The organism is Agrobacterium tumefaciens (genome assembly GCF_013337285.1).
In the GTDB taxonomy this organism is placed as follows: Bacteria; Pseudomonadota; Alphaproteobacteria; order Rhizobiales; family Rhizobiaceae; genus Agrobacterium; species Agrobacterium burrii.
This window is the reverse complement of record NZ_SUPW01000003.1, coordinates 373,028-390,753: the sequence shown is the minus strand read 5'-3', so window position 1 is coordinate 390,753 and position 17,726 is coordinate 373,028. Positions and strand designations below refer to the sequence as shown.

Below are 17,726 nucleotides of genomic sequence, written 5' to 3'. Positions count from 1 at the left end.
GACGCCCTCAAATGTTGTGTCAGACAGAGGCGCAGATCGACAGGAATTCGTCCACGTCGGCCTCGGTGGTCGCAAAGCTGGTGACCATGCGGATCAGCACTTCGTCCTTGCCGACCTTTTCCGGCATGTCGCGCGGCTCCAGCCAATCATAGAATTTAGCACCCTTGGCTGTTGCGGCTTCGGCGGCGGCTTTCGGTAGAATGGCGAAAACTTCGTTGGCCTGTGTCGGCCAGGCGAGGCGGGCGCTGTTGAGCGAGCCAAAGCCGGCGCGCAGCCGATTTGCCATGGCATTGGCGTGGCCGGCGAGGCCCAGCCAGAGATCGTCCTGCAGATAGGCTTCGAATTGCGCGGCAATGAAGCGTGACTTCGAAAAAAGCTGGGCGGTGCGCTTGCGCAGGAAGGCGAAATCCTTTGCGAGTGCGGGATCGAAAAACACGATCGCTTCCGCGCACCAGCAACCGTTTTTGGTGCCGCCGAAAGACAGGACGTCGACGCCACGTTTCCAGGTCATTTCGGCAGGCGTGGTGCCGAGTGCGGCAAGCGCATTGGCAAAACGCGCGCCGTCCATATGCAGCGGCAGGCCGTTGTCTTTTGCGATTTTGGCGATGGCGTCGATTTCATCGAGCGTATAGACGGTGCCGGCCTCGGTTGCCTGCGTCATGGTGATGGCGGCGGCGCGGCCATGGTGAACGGCATCCTGCGGATAACGCGCAATGCGTTCGATCAGGTTTTCCGGCAACATCTTGCCATCTGGCCCTTCGACGGCGACCATGCGCATGCCGCTGAAGAAATCAGGTGCGCCGCATTCGTCCTCGATCACATGCGCTTCCGAATGACAGAATGTCAGGCCGCCCGGGCGGGCGATGCTGGCCAGTGAAAGCGAATTGGCCGCCGTGCCGGTCGCGACGAAAAACACCGCGACCTCGCGCTCGAATATCTCGTTGAAGCGTTTTTCAATGGAGAGATCGAGTTCGCTGGTGCCGTAAGCTGCGGCAAACCGGGTGGATTCCCGCGAAAGCCGTTCGTTGACGGCCGGATGGGCGCCAGCCCAATTGTCTGAAGCAAAAAACATCTCTTAAGGCTTTCCGATAGCTGAGGTTCTGTTTTGGGGCTGCATGAGGCGTGATTGCAAAACTTCTAGGACCTAACATCGCGATTGGCAAATCCGGTAATGAAAGCAATAGCTCGGCCTGTTTTATGACAATAAAGTTTCGCGCAATAGGTCAGTATCGAAACTTCGCGGCAAATGGCGGTTCGACTAATTGGATTCGAACCCTTGCCAAATTCGCCCGTTTCTGCCAAAATCCTCATGAATTGAGACAGCTTTGCTGTCCTAAATTTGATCGAGCCGGGTTGAATGCGATTTTTGCGGGAAGCGAGAATTCGTGGTCGAGCCGGATCTTCGCATGAAACCATGCAAGTAATTTTGCAGGAGGGACACAAATGACGCACAAGCCGCAGGCAGAGATCGCCGCCGCAACCCTTACCACAGACTGTCCCACCGCGGCTGCGGCCGCACCCGTTTCTGCGAAAGGGCGTTTCGCGGGCGGCTTGCCGGAAAAGCAGGGTCTTTACGATCCGCGCAACGAGCACGATGCCTGCGGCGTCGGCTTCGTTGCGCATATGAAGGGCCAGAAGTCGCACCAGATCGTCAAGGATGGTCTGTTCATCCTCGAAAACCTGACGCATCGTGGTGCTGTCGGCGCGGACCCACTGATGGGCGATGGTGCTGGCATTCTCGTACAGATTCCCGACCGTTTCTTCCGTGAAGAAATGGCGGGCCAAGGCGTGACGCTGCCGAAGGCCGGTGAATATGCAGTCGGCCATATCTTCATGCCGCGTGATCCGTCCCGCATCGAGCACTACAAGAAAGTCATCGTCGATGTGATCGGTGAGGAGGAGCAACAGTTCCTCGGCTTCCGCGACGTGCCTGTTGATAATGACTCGCTTTCAAAGGCGCCGGATATTGCCGGAACCGAACCGCACCATGTTCAGGTCTTCATCGGCGCGGGGCGCGATGCCGCGACCAATGCCGATTTCGAGCGCAAGCTGTTCCTGATCCGCAAGGTGCTGTCCAACCGCATCTATGATGAGGGCGGTGGCAAGGAGACGCAGGATTTTTATCCCGTGTCGCTCTCCTCCTCCACCATCGTCTACAAGGGCATGTTCCTCGCCTATCAGGTGGGTGCCTATTACAAGGATCTGGCTGACCCGCGTTTCGAATCCGCCGTTGCGCTGGTGCACCAGCGTTTCTCCACCAACACCTTCCCGTCTTGGAAGCTGGCGCACCCGTACCGCATGGTCGCCCACAATGGTGAGATCAACACGCTGCGCGGCAACGTCAACTGGATGGCGGCGCGGCAGGCGTCGGTGTCGTCCGCGCTGTTCGGCGACGATATTTCCAAGCTCTGGCCGATTTCCTATGAAGGCCAGTCGGACACTGCCTGTTTCGACAACGCGCTCGAATTCCTCGTGCGCGGCGGTTATTCCATGGCCCATGCCGTGATGATGCTGATCCCGGAAGCCTGGTCGGGCAACCTGTCGATGTCGGCTGAGCGCAAGGCATTCTACGAATATCATGCAGCGCTGATGGAGCCGTGGGACGGCCCTGCCGCCGTTGCCTTCACCGATGGCAAGCAGATCGGCGCAACGCTCGACCGTAACGGCCTGCGCCCCGCACGTTATCTCGTCACCGACGATGACCGTGTCATCATGGCGTCGGAAGCCGGCACCCTGCCGGTGCCGGAAGAACGTATCATCAAGAAGTGGCGTTTGCAGCCGGGCAAGATGCTGCTGATCGACATGGAAAAGGGCGCGATCATTTCCGACGAGGATGTGAAGCACGAGCTTGCAGCCAAGCACCCTTACCGCACCTGGCTCGATCGCACCCAGCTTATTCTTGAGGATCTGAAGCCCGTTGAGCCGCGTGCTCTGCGCCGCGACGTGTCGCTGCTCGACCGCCAGCAGGCATTTGGCTACACCAGTGAAGATACCAAGCTTCTGATGTCGCCGATGGCGACGACCGGTCAGGAAGCCATCGGCTCGATGGGCACCGATACGCCGATTTCGGCCATGTCGGACAAGTCGAAGCTGCTTTACACCTATTTCAAGCAGAATTTCGCGCAGGTCACCAACCCGCCGATCGACCCGATCCGCGAAGAGCTTGTCATGAGCCTCGTGTCCTTCATCGGCCCGCGCCCGAACCTTCTCGATCACGAGGGGGCGGCCCGCGCCAAGCGCCTCGAAGTGCGCCAGCCGATCCTGACCAATGGCGATCTGGAAAAGATCCGCTCCATCGGCCACACGGAAGACCGGTTCGACACCAAGACGCTCGACTTCACCTATGATGTGGAGCGTGGCGCGGAAGGCATGCCTGACATGCTGGAGCGCCTGTGCGAGCGGGCGGAATCCGCCGTTCGCGGCGGCTACAACATCATCGTTCTGTCCGACCGCCAGCTCGGCCCGGATCGCATCGCGATCCCGGCTCTTCTCGCGACAGCGGCTGTGCATCACCACCTGATCCGCAAAGGCCTGCGCACCTCGGTCGGTCTCGTCGTGGAAACCGGCGAACCGCGCGAAATCCACCACTTCTGTCTGCTCGCCGGTTATGGCGCAGAGGCGATCAACCCCTATCTCGCCTTCGACACGCTGCTCGATATGCACAAGCATGGCGCTTTCCCGAAGGAAGTGTCCGACGACGAAGTCGTGTATCGCTACATCAAGGCTGTCGGCAAGGGCATCCTCAAGGTCATGTCCAAGATGGGCATTTCCACCTACCAGTCCTATTGTGGCGCGCAGATTTTCGACGCCATCGGCCTGTCTTCGCAATTCGTCGAGCAATATTTCTTTGGCACCGCCACCTCCATCGAAGGCGTCGGCCTCACCGAAATCGCCGAGGAAACCGTAACGCGCCACACTGCGGCCTTCGGCAAGGACCCGATTCTTGCCAATACGCTCGATATCGGCGGCGAATATGCCTATCGCATGCGTGGTGAAAGCCACGCCTGGACACCGGATGCCGTCGCCTCGCTGCAACATGCGGTGCGCGGCAACAGCCAGGATCGTTACCGTGAATTTGCCGGCATGGTGAACGAGACGGCGCTGCGGATGAACACCATTCGCGGCCTGTTCAACATCAAGTCTGCGGAAAAGCTCGGCCGCAAGCCGGTCTCCATCGATGAGGTGGAATCGGCAGCCGATATCGTCAAGCGCTTCTCGACCGGCGCCATGTCCTTCGGCTCGATCAGCCGTGAGGCGCATACGACGCTCGCCATCGCCATGAACCAGATCGGCGGCAAGTCCAACACTGGCGAGGGCGGCGAAGAATCCGACCGATACCTGCCGCTGTTGAATGGCAAGCCGAACCCGGAACGCTCGGCCATCAAGCAGATCGCGTCCGGTCGCTTCGGCGTGACGACGGAATATCTCGTCAATGCCGACATGTTGCAGATCAAGGTGGCGCAGGGTGCAAAGCCCGGCGAAGGCGGCCAGCTGCCCGGCCACAAGGTGGATGCGACGGTTGCCAAGACCCGTCACTCCACGCCGGGCGTCGGCCTCATCTCGCCGCCGCCGCATCATGATATTTATTCCATCGAAGATCTGGCGCAGTTGATCTACGATCTGAAGAACGTCAATCCGGAAGCCGATGTTTCGGTGAAGCTGGTGTCTGAAGTCGGCGTCGGAACGGTTGCGGCGGGTGTCGCCAAGGCGCGCGCCGACCATATCACCGTTTCCGGCTTCGATGGCGGCACGGGCGCTTCGCCGCTCACCTCGCTGAAACATGCGGGCAGCCCCTGGGAAATCGGCCTTGCCGAAACCCAGCAGACGCTGGTGCTGAACGGCCTTCGTTCACGCGTTGCACTGCAGGTGGATGGCGGTTTGAAGACCGGCCGAGACGTCATCATCGGCGCGCTTCTGGGCGCGGATGAATTCGGCTTTGCGACTGCGCCGCTGATTGCGGCGGGCTGCATCATGATGCGCAAGTGCCACCTCAACACCTGCCCTGTGGGTGTGGCGACGCAGGATCCGGTTCTGCGCAAGCGCTTCAAGGGTACGCCGGAACACGTCATCAACTATTTCTTCTTCGTTGCCGAAGAAGTGCGCGAAATTCTTGCCTCGCTGGGCGTTACCCGGTTGGACGAGATCATCGGCGCTTCCGAACTGCTCGAAAAGGATGAGATGCTGGCCCACTGGAAGGCCAAGGGGCTGGATTTCAGCCGCATCTTCCACAAGGTCGAAGCACCCAAGGAAGCAACGTTCTGGACCGAGCGCCAGAAGCACCCGATCGACGATATTCTCGACCGTAAGCTGATCGAGAAGTCGCTGCCGTCGCTTGAAAACCGCGAGCCCGTGGTTTTCGAGGTGCCGATCAAGAACGTCGACCGTTCCGCCGGCGCCATGCTGTCAGGCGCGCTCGCCAAGCGTTGGGGCCATAAGGGCCTGAAGGACGATACGATCCACGTCACCCTCAAGGGAACGGCCGGTCAGTCCTTCGGTGCGTTCCTGGCGCGCGGCATCACCTTCGATCTGGTGGGTGACGGTAACGACTATGTCGGCAAGGGTCTGTCGGGTGGCCGTATCATCGTGCGCCCGCCGGAAAACGCCCGCATCATTGCGGAAAACTCGATTATCGTCGGCAATACCGTTCTCTACGGTGCGATCACTGGCGAGTGCTATTTCCGCGGTGTCGCGGGCGAGCGCTTCGGGGTGCGTAACTCCGGTGCTGTCGCGGTTGTCGAGGGCGTGGGCGACCACGGTTGCGAATATATGACCGGCGGCATCGTGGTGGTTCTCGGTGAAACCGGCCGCAACTTCGCAGCTGGCATGTCCGGCGGCGTGGCCTATGTGCTTGACGAGAAGGGTGATTTCGCCACCCGCTGCAACATGGCGATGGTCGAGCTGGAGCCGGTTCCGGAAGAAGACGACATGCTGGAAAAGCTGCACCATCACGGCGGCGACCTCATGCACAAGGGACGTGTGGACGTTTCCGAGGACATGACACGTCACGACGAGGAGCGCCTTTACCAGCTGATCTCCAACCACTTCCACTACACGAACTCGGCGCGCGCCAAGGACATACTCGACCGCTGGAGCGAGTTCCGTCCGAAATTCCGCAAGGTCATGCCGGTGGAATACCGTCGTGCGCTGGAGGATATGGAGCGGATGAAAATGGGCGTTGCGGCGGAATAATCAGCCGCGTGAGGACACTACACCAACTGGTCTCGCTGATAACAGCGGTCGCCGTTCCCACGGCGATCTATTGGACAAGCGGCGAGACCGGATTTGAATTCATCGTGCTGGGGGCGGCTTTCGGTTTCGCTTACTGGTACTGGGGCCCGACAGGCGCTCCGCTTTGATGTGAGGACATAAACGTGGGCAAGGTAACAGGTTTTCTGGAAATCGACCGGCAGGTGGGCAAGTATCAGCCCGCATCGGATCGTATCCGCCATTTCCGCGAATTCACCATTCCGATGTCGGATGCCGAAGTGCAGAAGCAGTCGGCACGCTGCATGGATTGCGGCATTCCCTATTGTCACGGCCCGACCGGCTGTCCCGTGCACAACCAGATCCCCGACTGGAACGATCTGGTCTATAACAACAATTGGGAAGAGGCGATCCGCAACCTGCACTCGACCAACAACTTCCCGGAGTTCACCGGCCGCGTCTGTCCCGCCCCTTGCGAGGAGGCGTGCACGCTGAACCTCGAGGACGCGCCGGTCGCCATCAAGACCGTCGAGCAGGCAATTGCCGACAAGGCCTATGAACTGGGCTTCATCGTGCCGAAGCCGGCGACGATCCACACCGGCAAAAAAGTCGCCATCATCGGCTCCGGCCCATCTGGCATGGCGGCCGCGCAGCAGCTTGGCCGCGCCGGCCACGAGGTTCACGTCTATGAGCGTGAATCGAAGGCTGGCGGCCTGCTGCGTTACGGCATTCCGGATTTCAAGATGGAGAAGAACTTCATCGATCGCCGTGTCGAACAGATCAAGGGCGAAGGCGTCACCTTCCATTGCGGCGTTAATGTCGGCGTCGATGTAACGGTCGAAGCGCTTCTGGCCGACCACGATGCTGTTCTTTATTGCGGTGGTTCGGAAACCCCGCGCCCGGCCGGCATAGGCGGCGCGGACCTGCAGGGTGTGCATGATGCCATGCCTTATCTCGTACAGCAGAACCGTCGCGTTGGCCGTGAAAACATCGATAGCATCGGCTGGCCGGCCGATCCGATCCTCGCAGGCGGCAAGCATATCGTGGTCGTCGGCGGTGGTGATACCGCGTCGGACTGTGTCGGCACGGCCTTCCGTCAGGGTGCCGTGAAAGTCACGCAACTCGACATCCGCCCGATGCCGCCCGAAAAGGAAGACAAGCTTGCTGTCTGGCCTTTCTGGGCAACCAAGATGCGTACCTCTTCCTCTCAGGCGGAAGGCGCTATTCGCGAGTTCCAGGTCGCCACACTCGAATTCGTAGGTGAAGACGGCGTCTTGACCGGTGTGAAATGCTGTCAGGTTGATGATCGGCGCAAGCCGATTGCCGGTACGGAATTCATCATCAAGGCTGATCTCGCTTTCATCGCCATCGGCTTCTCCGGTCCCTTTACCGACAGCGTGCTGAAGGAAATGGACGGCAAGCTGGCGCTCAACACCGATCGCCGCGGTTCCACCAATGTGATCGCCAACGAGACGGACTACCGCACCTCGGTCGACAAGCTGTGGGCGGCGGGCGACGTTCGCCGCGGCCAGTCGCTGGTGGTCTGGGCGATCCGCGAAGGCCGTCAGGCAGCGCGTGCGATCGACGAAGCTTTGATGGGCGCAACCCTGTTGCCACGCTGAGCGGATTGATGCGGCGCAAGCCGCACGAAGCAAAACAAAAGGCCTGTTGTGAGAGACACAACAGGCCTTTCGTTTGACTGGACGACCAAAAATGCGATTGGGGGCGTCGCATTCATGGGGACAGGCAAAATATCGCGCCTGTGAATTGCACCGGCATTACGAGTTTCCCGAAAAGCAGTTTTTTCGCAAAAAATGGCATGTGTCAGCAATAGGGCAGGCTGATACGGAAGCAGGCCCCCCCGGTAGATGAATCACTGATGTTGATCTCCCCGCCATGGTAGCGGATGATTTCCTGAACGAGGTTGAGACCGAGCCCGGTGCCACGATCTTGCGGCCTCAGGCGATGGAACGCATCGAACACCAGTTCCCTGTCCTCTTCGGGAATCCCACTGCCTTCGTCGCATATGTCGATAACGCGGTTGGCGGCGACCTTAATGGTGATCGTTCCGCGATTGCCGCCATGTTCGATGGCATTTTGCACGATATTCATAAGCGCGCGTTGCAGTGAGGCGTCATCGGCCAAAGCGAGGATCGGTTCTTCTTCCGGTTCGAAGGAAAGCTCATAGCCTTGCGAGATGGCAAGCGGCGCCATATCCGCCACAACCGATCTGCACAGGCTGACGAGATCAAGCGGAATAAGCGGCGCTTTCTGTCCGCCGAGACGCTGCAGATCGAGCAATTGTTCGGCCAGCACGGCGATGCGGCTGGCATCGGCCAATATCCTGTTTCGAGATGGGCCATCCAGCAGCGTTTCGACGCGAGTCTGGAGAATGGCGACGGGGGTGCGCAATTCATGGGCGGCGTCGAGAATGAAGCGCTTGTGCCGCTCGTAACCATCGTCCAGCCGTTTCAGCGCGCCGTTGACGGCGTGCACCAGTGGCTGCACCTCTCGTGGAATATCGCCATCCGGCAATCGATATCCGCGTTTGTCGATGTCGATGGTCTCCGCTGCCCGCGCAATGGAGGAAAGGGCGAGAAATTCCCTGCGGATGATCCAGGGAATGGTCACGATCGTCACGAGGGACATGATGAAGAGGATCGGCATGATCAATATGTTGGAGAACAGCAGCACGGGGAATGTCATGCTGAATGGCCCACCTTTGCCGATCATGGCGAATTCGCCCAACGGCCCGGAAACGCGGCGGACGACGGCGATACGCACGACAGCGAGATAGGAATAGGACAGCGCCGCCTCGCGTATATCGGAGAGCTTGATATCGCTGAGTTGCTGATCCATGTTGCTGAATGCTTCGGGCACCTGCCCGCCCTGCACAATCTCCCCTGTTTCACTGACGGCGACGAACCAGAAATCGGGTGTGTTGCTGCGTAACTCGACAAACTCACTCGTCTCTTTCAGGGCCAACCGGCCGTTCTTGTCCCGCACCAGCGCATTGGCGGTAATCTGGGCTGCCTGCGGGCTGAGCAATGCGCTGCCTCCACCGCCGGTCGACAGATAGGCGACGAAGCCGGCGCTGACGATGAAAAGGCTGCCGATCTGGAACAGCAGCAATTGAATCGTCAGGCGGCGCTTGAGCGATTTCCTTTTGGCCGGCTTCATGATGTCGCCCTCAGAAGATAGCCGACGCCGCGAATACCATGGACCTCGACGCCGGCATCGGTGGCCAGCAATTTGCGGCGCAAACGGGAAATATGGGAATCGAGGGCGTTGGACTGGATTTCATCGTCGAAATTATAGACGGCTTCCTCCAGCAGCGAACGCAGCACCGTTCGGCCCTGTCGCCGCAACAGGGCCTCGAGGATGAGCAGTTCCCGTCTGGTCAGGGCAAGAAATTCGCCCGCAATGCGTACTTCACGGGTCTCGAAGCAAAATTCCAGCTTGCCCAGCTTCGCCGTCATCGTCACTGCGCTGGCGGGTCGTCGCATCAGGGCGCGGATGCGGGCGAGAAGCTCTTCGACGGCGAAGGGCTTTGCAAGATAATCATCGGCACCGAGGTTCAGGCCCTTAACCCGATCTGCAAGTGTGCCTTGCGCCGTCAATACGATCACCGGCGGGGTAACGGGCAAGAGGCGCAGATCCTCTATAAGCTGGATGCCGTCGCCATCGGGCAATTGCCGGTCAAGCACGACAAGGTCATGGACACCATCCATGATGGCATGTCGGGCAAGATCGAGCGTGCCGACATTATCCACGATGATATCAAACCGGTGGAGCGCGGCGGACAGGGCTGCTGCCATTTCGCGTTCGTCTTCAACAAGCAGCAGGCGCATGAATTGGTCTCGGCAAAATCCTGGCGCGGCTCCCGTGGGCCGTGCATGACTGGTAACGAAGAAATATCGCCATACAAAAATGCGGTTACAGGCCGCATCCGTGCAGAACTTCAGTTATCTTGCCATTTTCGCATTGCCTAAACATTACGCCCGTCCGCGTATGCCGGTGCAGAAGCGCCTATTGCCGGGCTTGTACGGTATCCGGGACGACGCGATAGTCATCGATGCGGCCCGCCGGCGCATCGGCCATTTCGCCACGCTTGGTCAGCCGTTCACGTGGGGACTCCACCACCGATGCGCGTGTCGGCCCGGCTGTCAAAGGGGTATCGCCCAGCAGCTTGTCGCCGCCATCGAGATTGGGATCGGTGAGGCTGATCGGCTGCGTGCGGACCTGCCCCGCATCAATGCCGAGCGCCGGCAGCGAGGTGAGTGCAGGCAGATTGCTGCCGTCCAGTTTCACGAGATCGGGACCGGCACTGTCGAGGTGCCTGCGTACGAATTTTTCGACGTAAAAGGCGAGCTTGCGTTTGCCGGCCTGCGTCATGCCGACACCATCGGCCTCGCGAAGGCGGGCCTGCTGGCCGTTCATGTCGTAACCGGTGATAACGAATTTTCCGCCTTCATCGACGAAACCGTCCCACACGTCGACGAATTCGCCGCCATATTTTTCGACGTGGCTGCGATAAAGCCGGTTGAAACCGACGAGATCGGCCGTGAGCGATGGTGACTGGAACGCGGGCAAACCGACCCAGAGCAGCGGCACTTTCGGGCGGCCAGCAAGGGTCAGAAGCTCATCGATCCGTCGTTCATATTCCTTGAACCAGACATCGGTGCCGAATTTTTCCCTGATATCGCCGATCTGCATTTGCTGGCGATCGTTCGAGCCCATCATGATGACGATGGTGGCCGGATTGGTCTCGCTTATGAATTGCGGTAGATTGGAAAACCAGTCGTAATAATCGGTTCGGACAAGACCGGAAGAACCGTTTGCCCGCACATCGACGGCGATCGCCGGTGAACTAGCGAAGGCATTGACCAGCTCTTCCCCCATGCCGCCGGCCAGAAAATCGCCGATGACCAGAACGCGCCTTGCATTTTCAAGCTTGGCGGCCGGCTCCGGTTTTGCGGTTCGCATCTGAACCACCGAAGGTGCTTTTCGGGCGGGTTGCGGACGTGTAATTGATCTTTCGCGTGGGGCGGAGGGGAAATCCCGCCGGTTGCGGGGCTGATAATCACGCCCGGATCCGCCATCGCGGCCAACCGGTCTGCCGAACAGCATTTCGAACAGGGTGCGCCGCTGTTCCTGGGCAAAGGTCTGGGATGGAACGAGTGGCACGCAAAGGGCGGCAGCAAGAATGACGGCGCAGATGCGCCATCCGGTCTTTCCGCTATTCACCGCTGGTTTCCTGTTCATAACATCGACCTTTCCGGATGCTTCGGCGGTGGTGACCCCCCCCCCGCCGAATTCGCCGGCATATTATCAATTGCGCAGGGCTCTCAGCAACCTCTGCGACGGCTGGCCGTCATTTTCCATGCCCATGCGCGACTGGATGGCGCTAATGGCGGCTTTCGAACCGGAGCCGAAATTGCCATCGACCTCGCCATCGTAGTAGCCTAGTTCTTTCATGCGGGTCTGGAGTTCGAATTTTTCACGAATATCCAGCGTACCGTCCGGACGCGGCCATTTCTGCTGCATGCCGCCATAACCGGCGATTTCATCCGCAAGCAGGCCGACGGCCAGCGCATAGCTGTCCGATGCGTTGTATTTCTTGATGGTGAAGAAGTTTTTCATCATCAGGAAACCGGGTCCGTTCGCGCCACCCTGCAGTTTCAGCATGGCGCGATCGGAACCGCGGGTGAAATTTTTGCCGTTCGGGCGGGCAAAGCCGAGCTTTGTCCATTCCGAAATCGTTTTCGTCTGGCCTTCGTAACGCGCGCCGCCACGCGGAACGGCGGTTTCGTAACCCCAGGTCCGGCCGGGCTCCCAGCCGTTTTTGGCAAGAAGATTGGCGGCCGTTGCCAGCGCGTCGGGAACCGAGTGCCAGATATCGCGCTTGCCATTGCCATCGGCATCCACTGCATAAGCCAGGTAGCTCGTCGGAATGAACTGGGTGTGACCCATCGCGCCGGCCCATGAACCCGTCAACTGCTTCGGCGTCACATCGCCCGACTGAAGAATTTTCAGCGCGGCGATCAACTGCGTGCGCGCGAATTTACCGCGCTTGGGATCGGAATAGGCCAGCGTCGCAAGAGCCTGCGGAATATTGTGCAGCCGCTCCGGCTTTTCAAGAACCGCGCCGTAATTCGATTCCATCGACCAGATGGCGAGAATGATGTGTTTGTCGACGTTGAAGTTGCGCTCGATCCAGTTCAGGGTCGTCGCGTGCTTCATCTTCATCTCGCGGCCGATCCGCACCGTATACGGGTTAACGCGGGAATCGAGATAATCCCATACCTGGGTGGTGAATTCCGGCTGAAAGGTTGCCTTGCGCAGCGCATCCGGGTCCGGTTCGCTAACGCCGGCGAAGGCTTTCTGATAGGTCGCCTTGCTGATGCCTTCTTTCGCGGCTGTTGCGTAGAACTGGTTGATCCACTGTCTGAACCCGGCATCGGCATGAGCCGAGACCGGTGCTAGCGAAATCACCAGGCCTGCAACCATCATGCAGCCGAATTTGCGGACATCTGAAAGGATCATCTTTGTCATCATCAGTCTTTCGTTCTCTCGAATGTCATTTCGATTGCGAAAACGCATCGGGCGTCGTCATGGATAACAAAAGAACGTCAACAAATTCTTTACCATTAATAGATGGTAGCGTCACCCTTTACAAAACGTTGTTATTTTTGAAATAACAACAGCGTGCGGGGATTGTGATCAAGTTTTATCTCTCAGGAGGGATATGTGGTAGAACAGAAAAAAATTCGGAAGGCCGTATTTCCGGTCGCAGGTCTCGGTACCCGTTTCCTGCCCGCAACCAAGGCGGTTCCGAAAGAAATGCTCACTGTCGTTGACAAGCCAGTCATTCAATATGTCGTCGATGAGGCGGCAGAAGCGGGCATCGAGCATTTTGTATTTGTCACCGGCCGCGGCAAGGCGGTGATCGAAGACTATTTTGATATTCAATTTGAACTCGAACAGATGCTGCGTGAGCGCAACAAGAATGCCGAGCTGACATTGCTGGCCGGCCTTCTGCCCAAAGCCGGCACGGCAAGTTTCACGCGCCAGCAGGTGCCGCTCGGTCTTGGCCACGCGGTCTGGTGCGCCCGTGACATCGTCGGCGACGAGCCTTTCGCCGTGCTGTTGCCCGACATGATCATGCATTCGCAGAAAAGCTGCCTGAAAGGTATGGTCGAACTTTATGACCAGACTGCCGGCAACGTGATCGCGGTGCAGGAATGCGCTCCCGACCAGACCCACAAATACGGCATTGTCGGCGTGGGCGATGCCGTGGGCGAGGGCTTCAAGATCACGGAAATGGTCGAAAAGCCTGCCAAGGGTACGGCGCCGTCGAATTTCTACATCAACGGCCGTTACATCCTGCAGCCGGAGATTTTCGATATCCTCGAAAATCAGGAGCGTGGTGCCGGCAATGAAATCCAGCTGACGGACGGCATGCTGACGCTTGCCCAGTCGCAAGAATTCGCCGGCTATCATTTCCGTGGCCAGACCTTCGATTGCGGCGCCAAGGATGGTTTCATTCTGGCCAACGTCGCCTTCGCTCTTGAACGCGCCGATATTCGTCCGGCGATCGAAGAGCCGATCAAGGCCCTGATCGACGGGCTGAAGTAATCGACCAGAACATCCTGAAATCCCGGCCTTTGCGCCGGGATTTTTGTTTGATAATTATCGTTTCAGGACAAGGCCCGCGCCGACGCGCAATTCGCTGCTGTCATAAACCGGTGTCCACTGGTAGCTGACGTCCGCGGTCAGGTCGAGATAGCGGTTCAGCCCCCACGTCAGGCCGGCACCTGCTGTATATTCCACGGCATTCTCGATGTCGGAGGAGGGGAATGTGCGGTGCACGATCTGCCCCGTCAAACGCGCGACCAGATTGTTGCGCAATTCATGGGTAAGCCCGGCATCCAGCCGATAGGAAATCCAGCCGCCCTGCGGACCGCCGGCAAAATCCTCAATCGTCGTGCGCAGACCGAGATTGACATTGGTGCCGCGCTGCGGCGACCAGTTGAGTTCGCCGTCCAGCGTCAAAGCGCCGATGGCGGCGAGACGGTCGTCATCATATTGTTTGCGCAGATAACCGATGGCGGCCTCGCCACGAGTCTTTTCGCCGAGATCGACCTCGGTTCCGATCTTCGCGCCATAAGAATTGGAGGAGCGGGCGTAACCGGAATTGTCCAGCCGACTGTCATATTTGGTCTTTCCCGCGTTCAGTTCCAGGAACGGGATCAGCGCCGGCGACAATTCGTAACCAATGCGCCCGCGCAGGTTCGCGCTGTTCTGGTCGCGGTCGCTGAGGCTGATCGGCCTGCCATCGAGACCTTTCGCATCCGTATAGACCGTGCGGGAGAGATCGAGCGCCGCAAGCCCACGCAGCTTGCCGAAGTCCCGCTCTATCGAAGCGCTGGTCGTGAAACGGTGTTCACCGCCCTGCACGGCAGCGCCGGTCAGAGCATTGGGGTCTGTCGTGTCTTCGCGGCTGAACTCGTAACCGGCCTTGAGATTGGCCTTCGTCTCTTCGCCGAGATCGAGGCGCAGATCAGCCTCTATCCGCGCCCGGGGCTCTTCGCCATCCTTGTCGCCACCAAAATTTCTCTCCCAGGCGCCGTCGCCCGTCACGGTCAGCGCGTGGCGGGACCAGTCGCTGGTAAGCGTGCCGCGTATGCCTGTTGTCAGATAGTTGCGTCTGGAGGGACCGCCGGTGTTCGTCTGTTTTTCCGTGTTGATGGTCTGGTTGATCGAAGGACGCAGCAGGAACGTGCCGAGCCGGATGCCGGGGGTCTGGCCAGGCTCAGTCGCTATCTGCGGATTTTCACCGCCATCCACCGTCGGCTCATAGGGGTTTTCAGCCTCGGCATAGGGTTGGCCGGCGTCGTCCTGCTGTTCGTAAATCGGGTCGCCGGGATTGTTCGAGGGGCGCCAGAGCTGTTGTGGCGCAGGCGTGGCCGCAGGTGCAGCCTGCCCCGCATCGGTCTCTGCTCCAACGCCCGTCGCCGCGGTGGCCGAAGTTGTTCCGTCCCCGGCCGGAGCAGCGCCGGGCAATAAGGGTGTGGCTGTGACGGCAGTCTGGGCGAAAAGGTTTGCCGTGGTGGAGCAAAGAAGCGTGCAGGCAAGCAACAGGGTTGCTGCTTTCCGCGACGTCTGCAGACGTGTGGCGGCGCCCGTCACATTCATTCCTCTTCACCCGGCGAAATTGGCCGATGCCGGATCGAAAATTTGCCAGAACACTTCCCCGGGCCAAATGGATGAGAGGCCGACGAAATGACGTGGACAAACCAGGGACCAGACAGGCGACGCAAGTTTTAACATCGCTTTAACAATAGGTTTTTTATGGTTAACAGTTGATAAAGATCGCTGGGATTTGAGCGTTTTGGCAAGCGCGTGAAAATCGGCGAGCCTCTCACTCACTGCTTGTATTCAGAATTCTGCCAGCGAGAGAACTGGGAGAGACATGCCGCAATGCAAAATATTTCTAATATGATAAGATTTAAACGTTTCAATTTGGCACGGAATCGCCCTATGATTTAAGGGTAATGGTCTTTCTATTGCCTGGTAAATTATATTGATTTTTATTTTATGTGACAGCGCCGTTTCATGAATCCCGTTTTGAACATCAAGCAGGTCGGTTTCTATTGCTGGGATATTACCAACGACCGATTCTATCTCGATGAAGTCTGTGCGGAACTCTTCGGAATTCCGCTGAGACAGGCGATGCAGGGCATCAGCATTTTTCAGATGCTCGAAAAAGTGCATCTGGATCATCGAAACCGTGTGATCGAGACCGCGCTGATCACCCTGAAGGCGGCAAGCTTTTACAATCAGGAATATGCCGTGCGCCGGGATGACGGTTCGGTCTCATGGGTAAGGACAGTCGGCCGATATCTGGTCGACGAGGAAAACATCCCTTTCAAGCGGCTGGGAACGATCGAGGAAATCTCTCCGCCGGACCTGCGGCACTAAAAAACAGCACTGGCCGGCTGAAGAGTGGACTTATTCCGGGTGAAAGAGTAACAGTCGGCCATGATTACGCGCGCCGTCAAACTGGTCGAAGACAATGCCATCTCATCCGCCGTGCGGACGATTTCGATGGAGCGGGCTGGCCTTGCCGCCCTTGAGGACGCTCTCACGAACGGTCTTGCCGAGCCTTTCTGCAAGGCGATCGAGACCATCGGCCAGTCGAATGGCCGTCTCATCATCACCGGGGTCGGCAAAAGCGGTCATATCGGCGCAAAGCTCGCGGCCACATTCGCCTCTACTGGCACACCGGCGTTTTTTGTGCATGCCGCCGAGGCCAATCACGGCGATCTGGGGATGATCGGCGGCGACGATGTGGTGCTGGCGATTTCCAAAGGTGGTGAAAGTGCAGAGCTGCGCAGCATCATCAACTATTCGCGCCGTTTCTCCATTCCGCTGATTGCACTCACCTGTTCCGAGGCTTCATCGCTGGCCAAGGCCTCCGATATCGTGCTGCTGGTTCCCAATGAACAGGAAGCCTGTCCGCTTGGCCTTGCGCCCACCACCTCCACCTTGATGCAACTGGCGCTGGGTGACGCCCTTGCCGTAGCACTTCTGGAAGCGCGCAATTTTACTGCCGGTGATTTCCGGGTGTTTCACCCCGGTGGCAAACTGGGCGCTAGCCTCACGCTGGTCAGCGATATCATGCATACCGGCGACCGCGTGCCGCTGGTGGCCAAGGGAACGGCGATGCCGGAAGCGGTCGGCGTTCTTTCCCGCAAGCATTTCGGCTGTGTCGGTATTCTGGACGAGCATGGCCGTCTGTGCGGCATCGTCACCGAGGGTGATCTGGCCCGCAATCTGTCTCGCAACCTCGCAGAACTGACGGCCGACGATATCATGACCCGCAATCCGAAAACGGTCAAAAAATCGGTGCTGGCGACCAGCGCGCTGGCGACACTGGAAAAATTCCACATTGGCGCGCTGATCGTGGTGGATGATGACAACCGGCCGATCGGCCTGGTGCATTTCCACGATCTATTGAGAATCGGCGTGGCCTGAGGCCCACTTGTCTCTCTTATCGGTCTATTGGTTCGATCGTCAGCGTGCGGCCGCGTGCTGACGCGATCCTCACGCGGGTTCCGGCCGGAAGGTCTTCACCATTTACCGGCCACCATGTGTCGTCCAGTCTTATCCGGCCACGTCCTTCGACAATCGGTTCCTGCAGCGTCGCGGTGCGGCCGACAAGGCTTGCCTCGCGCTGATTGAGGAACGGTTCATCGGTGGTCTCTCGGTTCCTGCCGAAATATTTGCGGCCAAGCAGGGCAAAGACGATGGAGAGTGCGGCAAACAGCACCAGTTGCAATTGCCAGGCCCAATATGCCGCATCCCATAAAAGCAACGAGAGCGCGCCGATGACCAGCGCGGCAAGGCCAATCCAGATCAGGAAAACGCCCGGAGCGATGAGCTCGGCGGCCAGCAGCACAAAGCCGACGATCCACCAGCTCCATGGTCCCAACTCAGTGGCAAGCCGTTGCAGCATC

General features: G+C 58.8%; 13 protein-coding genes. 6 read left to right on the top strand and 7 right to left on the bottom strand.

All coding sequences use genetic code 11. From position 1 onward, the window contains the following. Positions 1–19: 19 nt before the first annotated feature. Entirely contained in the window at positions 20–1,072 is a 1,053-nt protein-coding gene (locus FCH38_RS11940; protein WP_174373888.1) for a low specificity L-threonine aldolase, read from the bottom strand. Positions 1,073–1,443: 371 nt separating this feature from the next. Between FCH38_RS11940 and gltB the strand changes: the two genes are divergently transcribed. The 3 genes from gltB to FCH38_RS11925 are packed head-to-tail and all read left to right on the top strand — an operon-like array spanning position 1,444 to position 7,826. Beyond that, entirely contained in the window at positions 1,444–6,189 is a 4,746-nt protein-coding gene (gltB, locus tag FCH38_RS11935; RefSeq protein WP_174373887.1) for a glutamate synthase large subunit, read from the top strand. An 8-nt stretch (positions 6,190–6,197) separates the two neighbouring features. Beyond that, entirely contained in the window at positions 6,198–6,356 is a 159-nt protein-coding gene (locus tag FCH38_RS11930) for a hypothetical protein (RefSeq protein ID WP_174373886.1), read from the top strand. 15 nt (positions 6,357–6,371) lie between these two features. Continuing rightward, positions 6,372–7,826: a glutamate synthase small subunit gene (locus FCH38_RS11925; RefSeq protein WP_174373885.1), complete on the top strand. Its 1,455-nt coding sequence runs from the start codon at positions 6,372–6,374 to the stop codon at positions 7,824–7,826. Positions 7,827–8,028: 202 nt separating this feature from the next. Here FCH38_RS11925 and FCH38_RS11920 read toward each other — a convergent pair whose 3' ends face one another. The 4 genes from FCH38_RS11920 to FCH38_RS11905 all read right to left on the bottom strand — a co-directional run bounded on the left by FCH38_RS11920 (position 8,029) and on the right by FCH38_RS11905 (position 12,759). Beyond that, positions 8,029–9,384, bottom strand: coding sequence for a sensor histidine kinase (locus tag FCH38_RS11920; RefSeq protein WP_149899548.1), 1,356 nt, complete (start codon positions 9,382–9,384; stop codon positions 8,029–8,031). Then, the gene (locus tag FCH38_RS11915) at positions 9,381–10,055 is read right to left on the bottom strand and encodes a response regulator transcription factor (protein WP_149899547.1); all 675 of its coding nucleotides are present in this window, start codon (positions 10,053–10,055) and stop codon (positions 9,381–9,383) included. The genes FCH38_RS11920 and FCH38_RS11915 overlap by 4 nt, the downstream gene beginning before the upstream one ends. A gap of 178 nt (positions 10,056–10,233) precedes the next feature. Next, complete coding sequence (locus FCH38_RS11910) at positions 10,234–11,469, bottom strand: SGNH family hydrolase (protein ID WP_153514397.1); 1,236 nt, start codon at positions 11,467–11,469, stop codon at positions 10,234–10,236. Positions 11,470–11,535: 66 nt separating this feature from the next. Further along, on the bottom strand, positions 11,536–12,759 hold the full coding sequence (locus FCH38_RS11905; protein ID WP_153514809.1) for a lytic murein transglycosylase: 1,224 nt from the start codon (positions 12,757–12,759) through the stop codon (positions 11,536–11,538). A gap of 195 nt (positions 12,760–12,954) precedes the next feature. Between FCH38_RS11905 and galU the strand changes: the two genes are divergently transcribed. After that, positions 12,955–13,842: a UTP--glucose-1-phosphate uridylyltransferase GalU gene (gene galU, locus FCH38_RS11900; RefSeq protein WP_149899544.1), complete on the top strand. Its 888-nt coding sequence runs from the start codon at positions 12,955–12,957 to the stop codon at positions 13,840–13,842. Between the two features lie 54 nt (positions 13,843–13,896). Here the strand turns inward: galU and uppP are convergent, their stop codons facing one another. Then, positions 13,897–15,402: a polysaccharide biosynthesis protein UppP gene (gene uppP / locus FCH38_RS11895; RefSeq protein ID WP_174373884.1), complete on the bottom strand. Its 1,506-nt coding sequence runs from the start codon at positions 15,400–15,402 to the stop codon at positions 13,897–13,899. Positions 15,403–15,822: 420 nt separating this feature from the next. On the opposite strand from uppP, the gene FCH38_RS11890 reads away from it, so the two are divergent. Together FCH38_RS11890 and FCH38_RS11885 are read left to right on the top strand one after the other, a co-directional pair. Then, positions 15,823–16,188 (top strand): PAS domain-containing protein, encoded by a 366-nt coding sequence (locus FCH38_RS11890; protein ID WP_149899542.1) that lies wholly within the window; start codon positions 15,823–15,825, stop codon positions 16,186–16,188. Between the two features lie 60 nt (positions 16,189–16,248). Further along, the gene (locus FCH38_RS11885; RefSeq protein ID WP_174373883.1) at positions 16,249–17,244 is read left to right on the top strand and encodes a KpsF/GutQ family sugar-phosphate isomerase; all 996 of its coding nucleotides are present in this window, start codon (positions 16,249–16,251) and stop codon (positions 17,242–17,244) included. Positions 17,245–17,260: 16 nt separating this feature from the next. Here FCH38_RS11885 and FCH38_RS11880 read toward each other — a convergent pair whose 3' ends face one another. Continuing rightward, positions 17,261–17,725, bottom strand: coding sequence for an NfeD family protein (locus FCH38_RS11880; RefSeq protein ID WP_174373882.1), 465 nt, complete (start codon positions 17,723–17,725; stop codon positions 17,261–17,263). Position 17,726: the final 1 nt, after the last annotated feature.

Excerpts from the sequence above, each read along its gene's own strand:
- FCH38_RS11940 (WP_174373888.1), bottom strand. The coding sequence starts at position 1,072 with ATGTTTTTTGCTTCAGACAATTGGGCTGGCGCCCATCCGGCCGTCAAC.
- gltB (WP_174373887.1), top strand. The coding sequence starts at position 1,444 with ATGACGCACAAGCCGCAGGCAGAGATCGCCGCCGCAACCCTTACCACA.
- FCH38_RS11920 (WP_149899548.1), bottom strand. The coding sequence starts at position 9,384 with ATGAAGCCGGCCAAAAGGAAATCGCTCAAGCGCCGCCTGACGATTCAA.
- FCH38_RS11915 (WP_149899547.1), bottom strand. The coding sequence starts at position 10,055 with ATGCGCCTGCTGCTTGTTGAAGACGAACGCGAAATGGCAGCAGCCCTG.
- FCH38_RS11910 (WP_153514397.1), bottom strand. The coding sequence starts at position 11,469 with ATGAACAGGAAACCAGCGGTGAATAGCGGAAAGACCGGATGGCGCATC.
- FCH38_RS11905 (WP_153514809.1), bottom strand. The coding sequence starts at position 12,759 with ATGACAAAGATGATCCTTTCAGATGTCCGCAAATTCGGCTGCATGATG.
- uppP (WP_174373884.1), bottom strand. The coding sequence starts at position 15,402 with ATGAATGTGACGGGCGCCGCCACACGTCTGCAGACGTCGCGGAAAGCA.
- FCH38_RS11890 (WP_149899542.1), top strand. The coding sequence starts at position 15,823 with ATGAATCCCGTTTTGAACATCAAGCAGGTCGGTTTCTATTGCTGGGAT.
- FCH38_RS11885 (WP_174373883.1), top strand. The coding sequence starts at position 16,249 with ATGATTACGCGCGCCGTCAAACTGGTCGAAGACAATGCCATCTCATCC.
- FCH38_RS11880 (WP_174373882.1), bottom strand. The coding sequence starts at position 17,725 with ATGCTGCAACGGCTTGCCACTGAGTTGGGACCATGGAGCTGGTGGATC.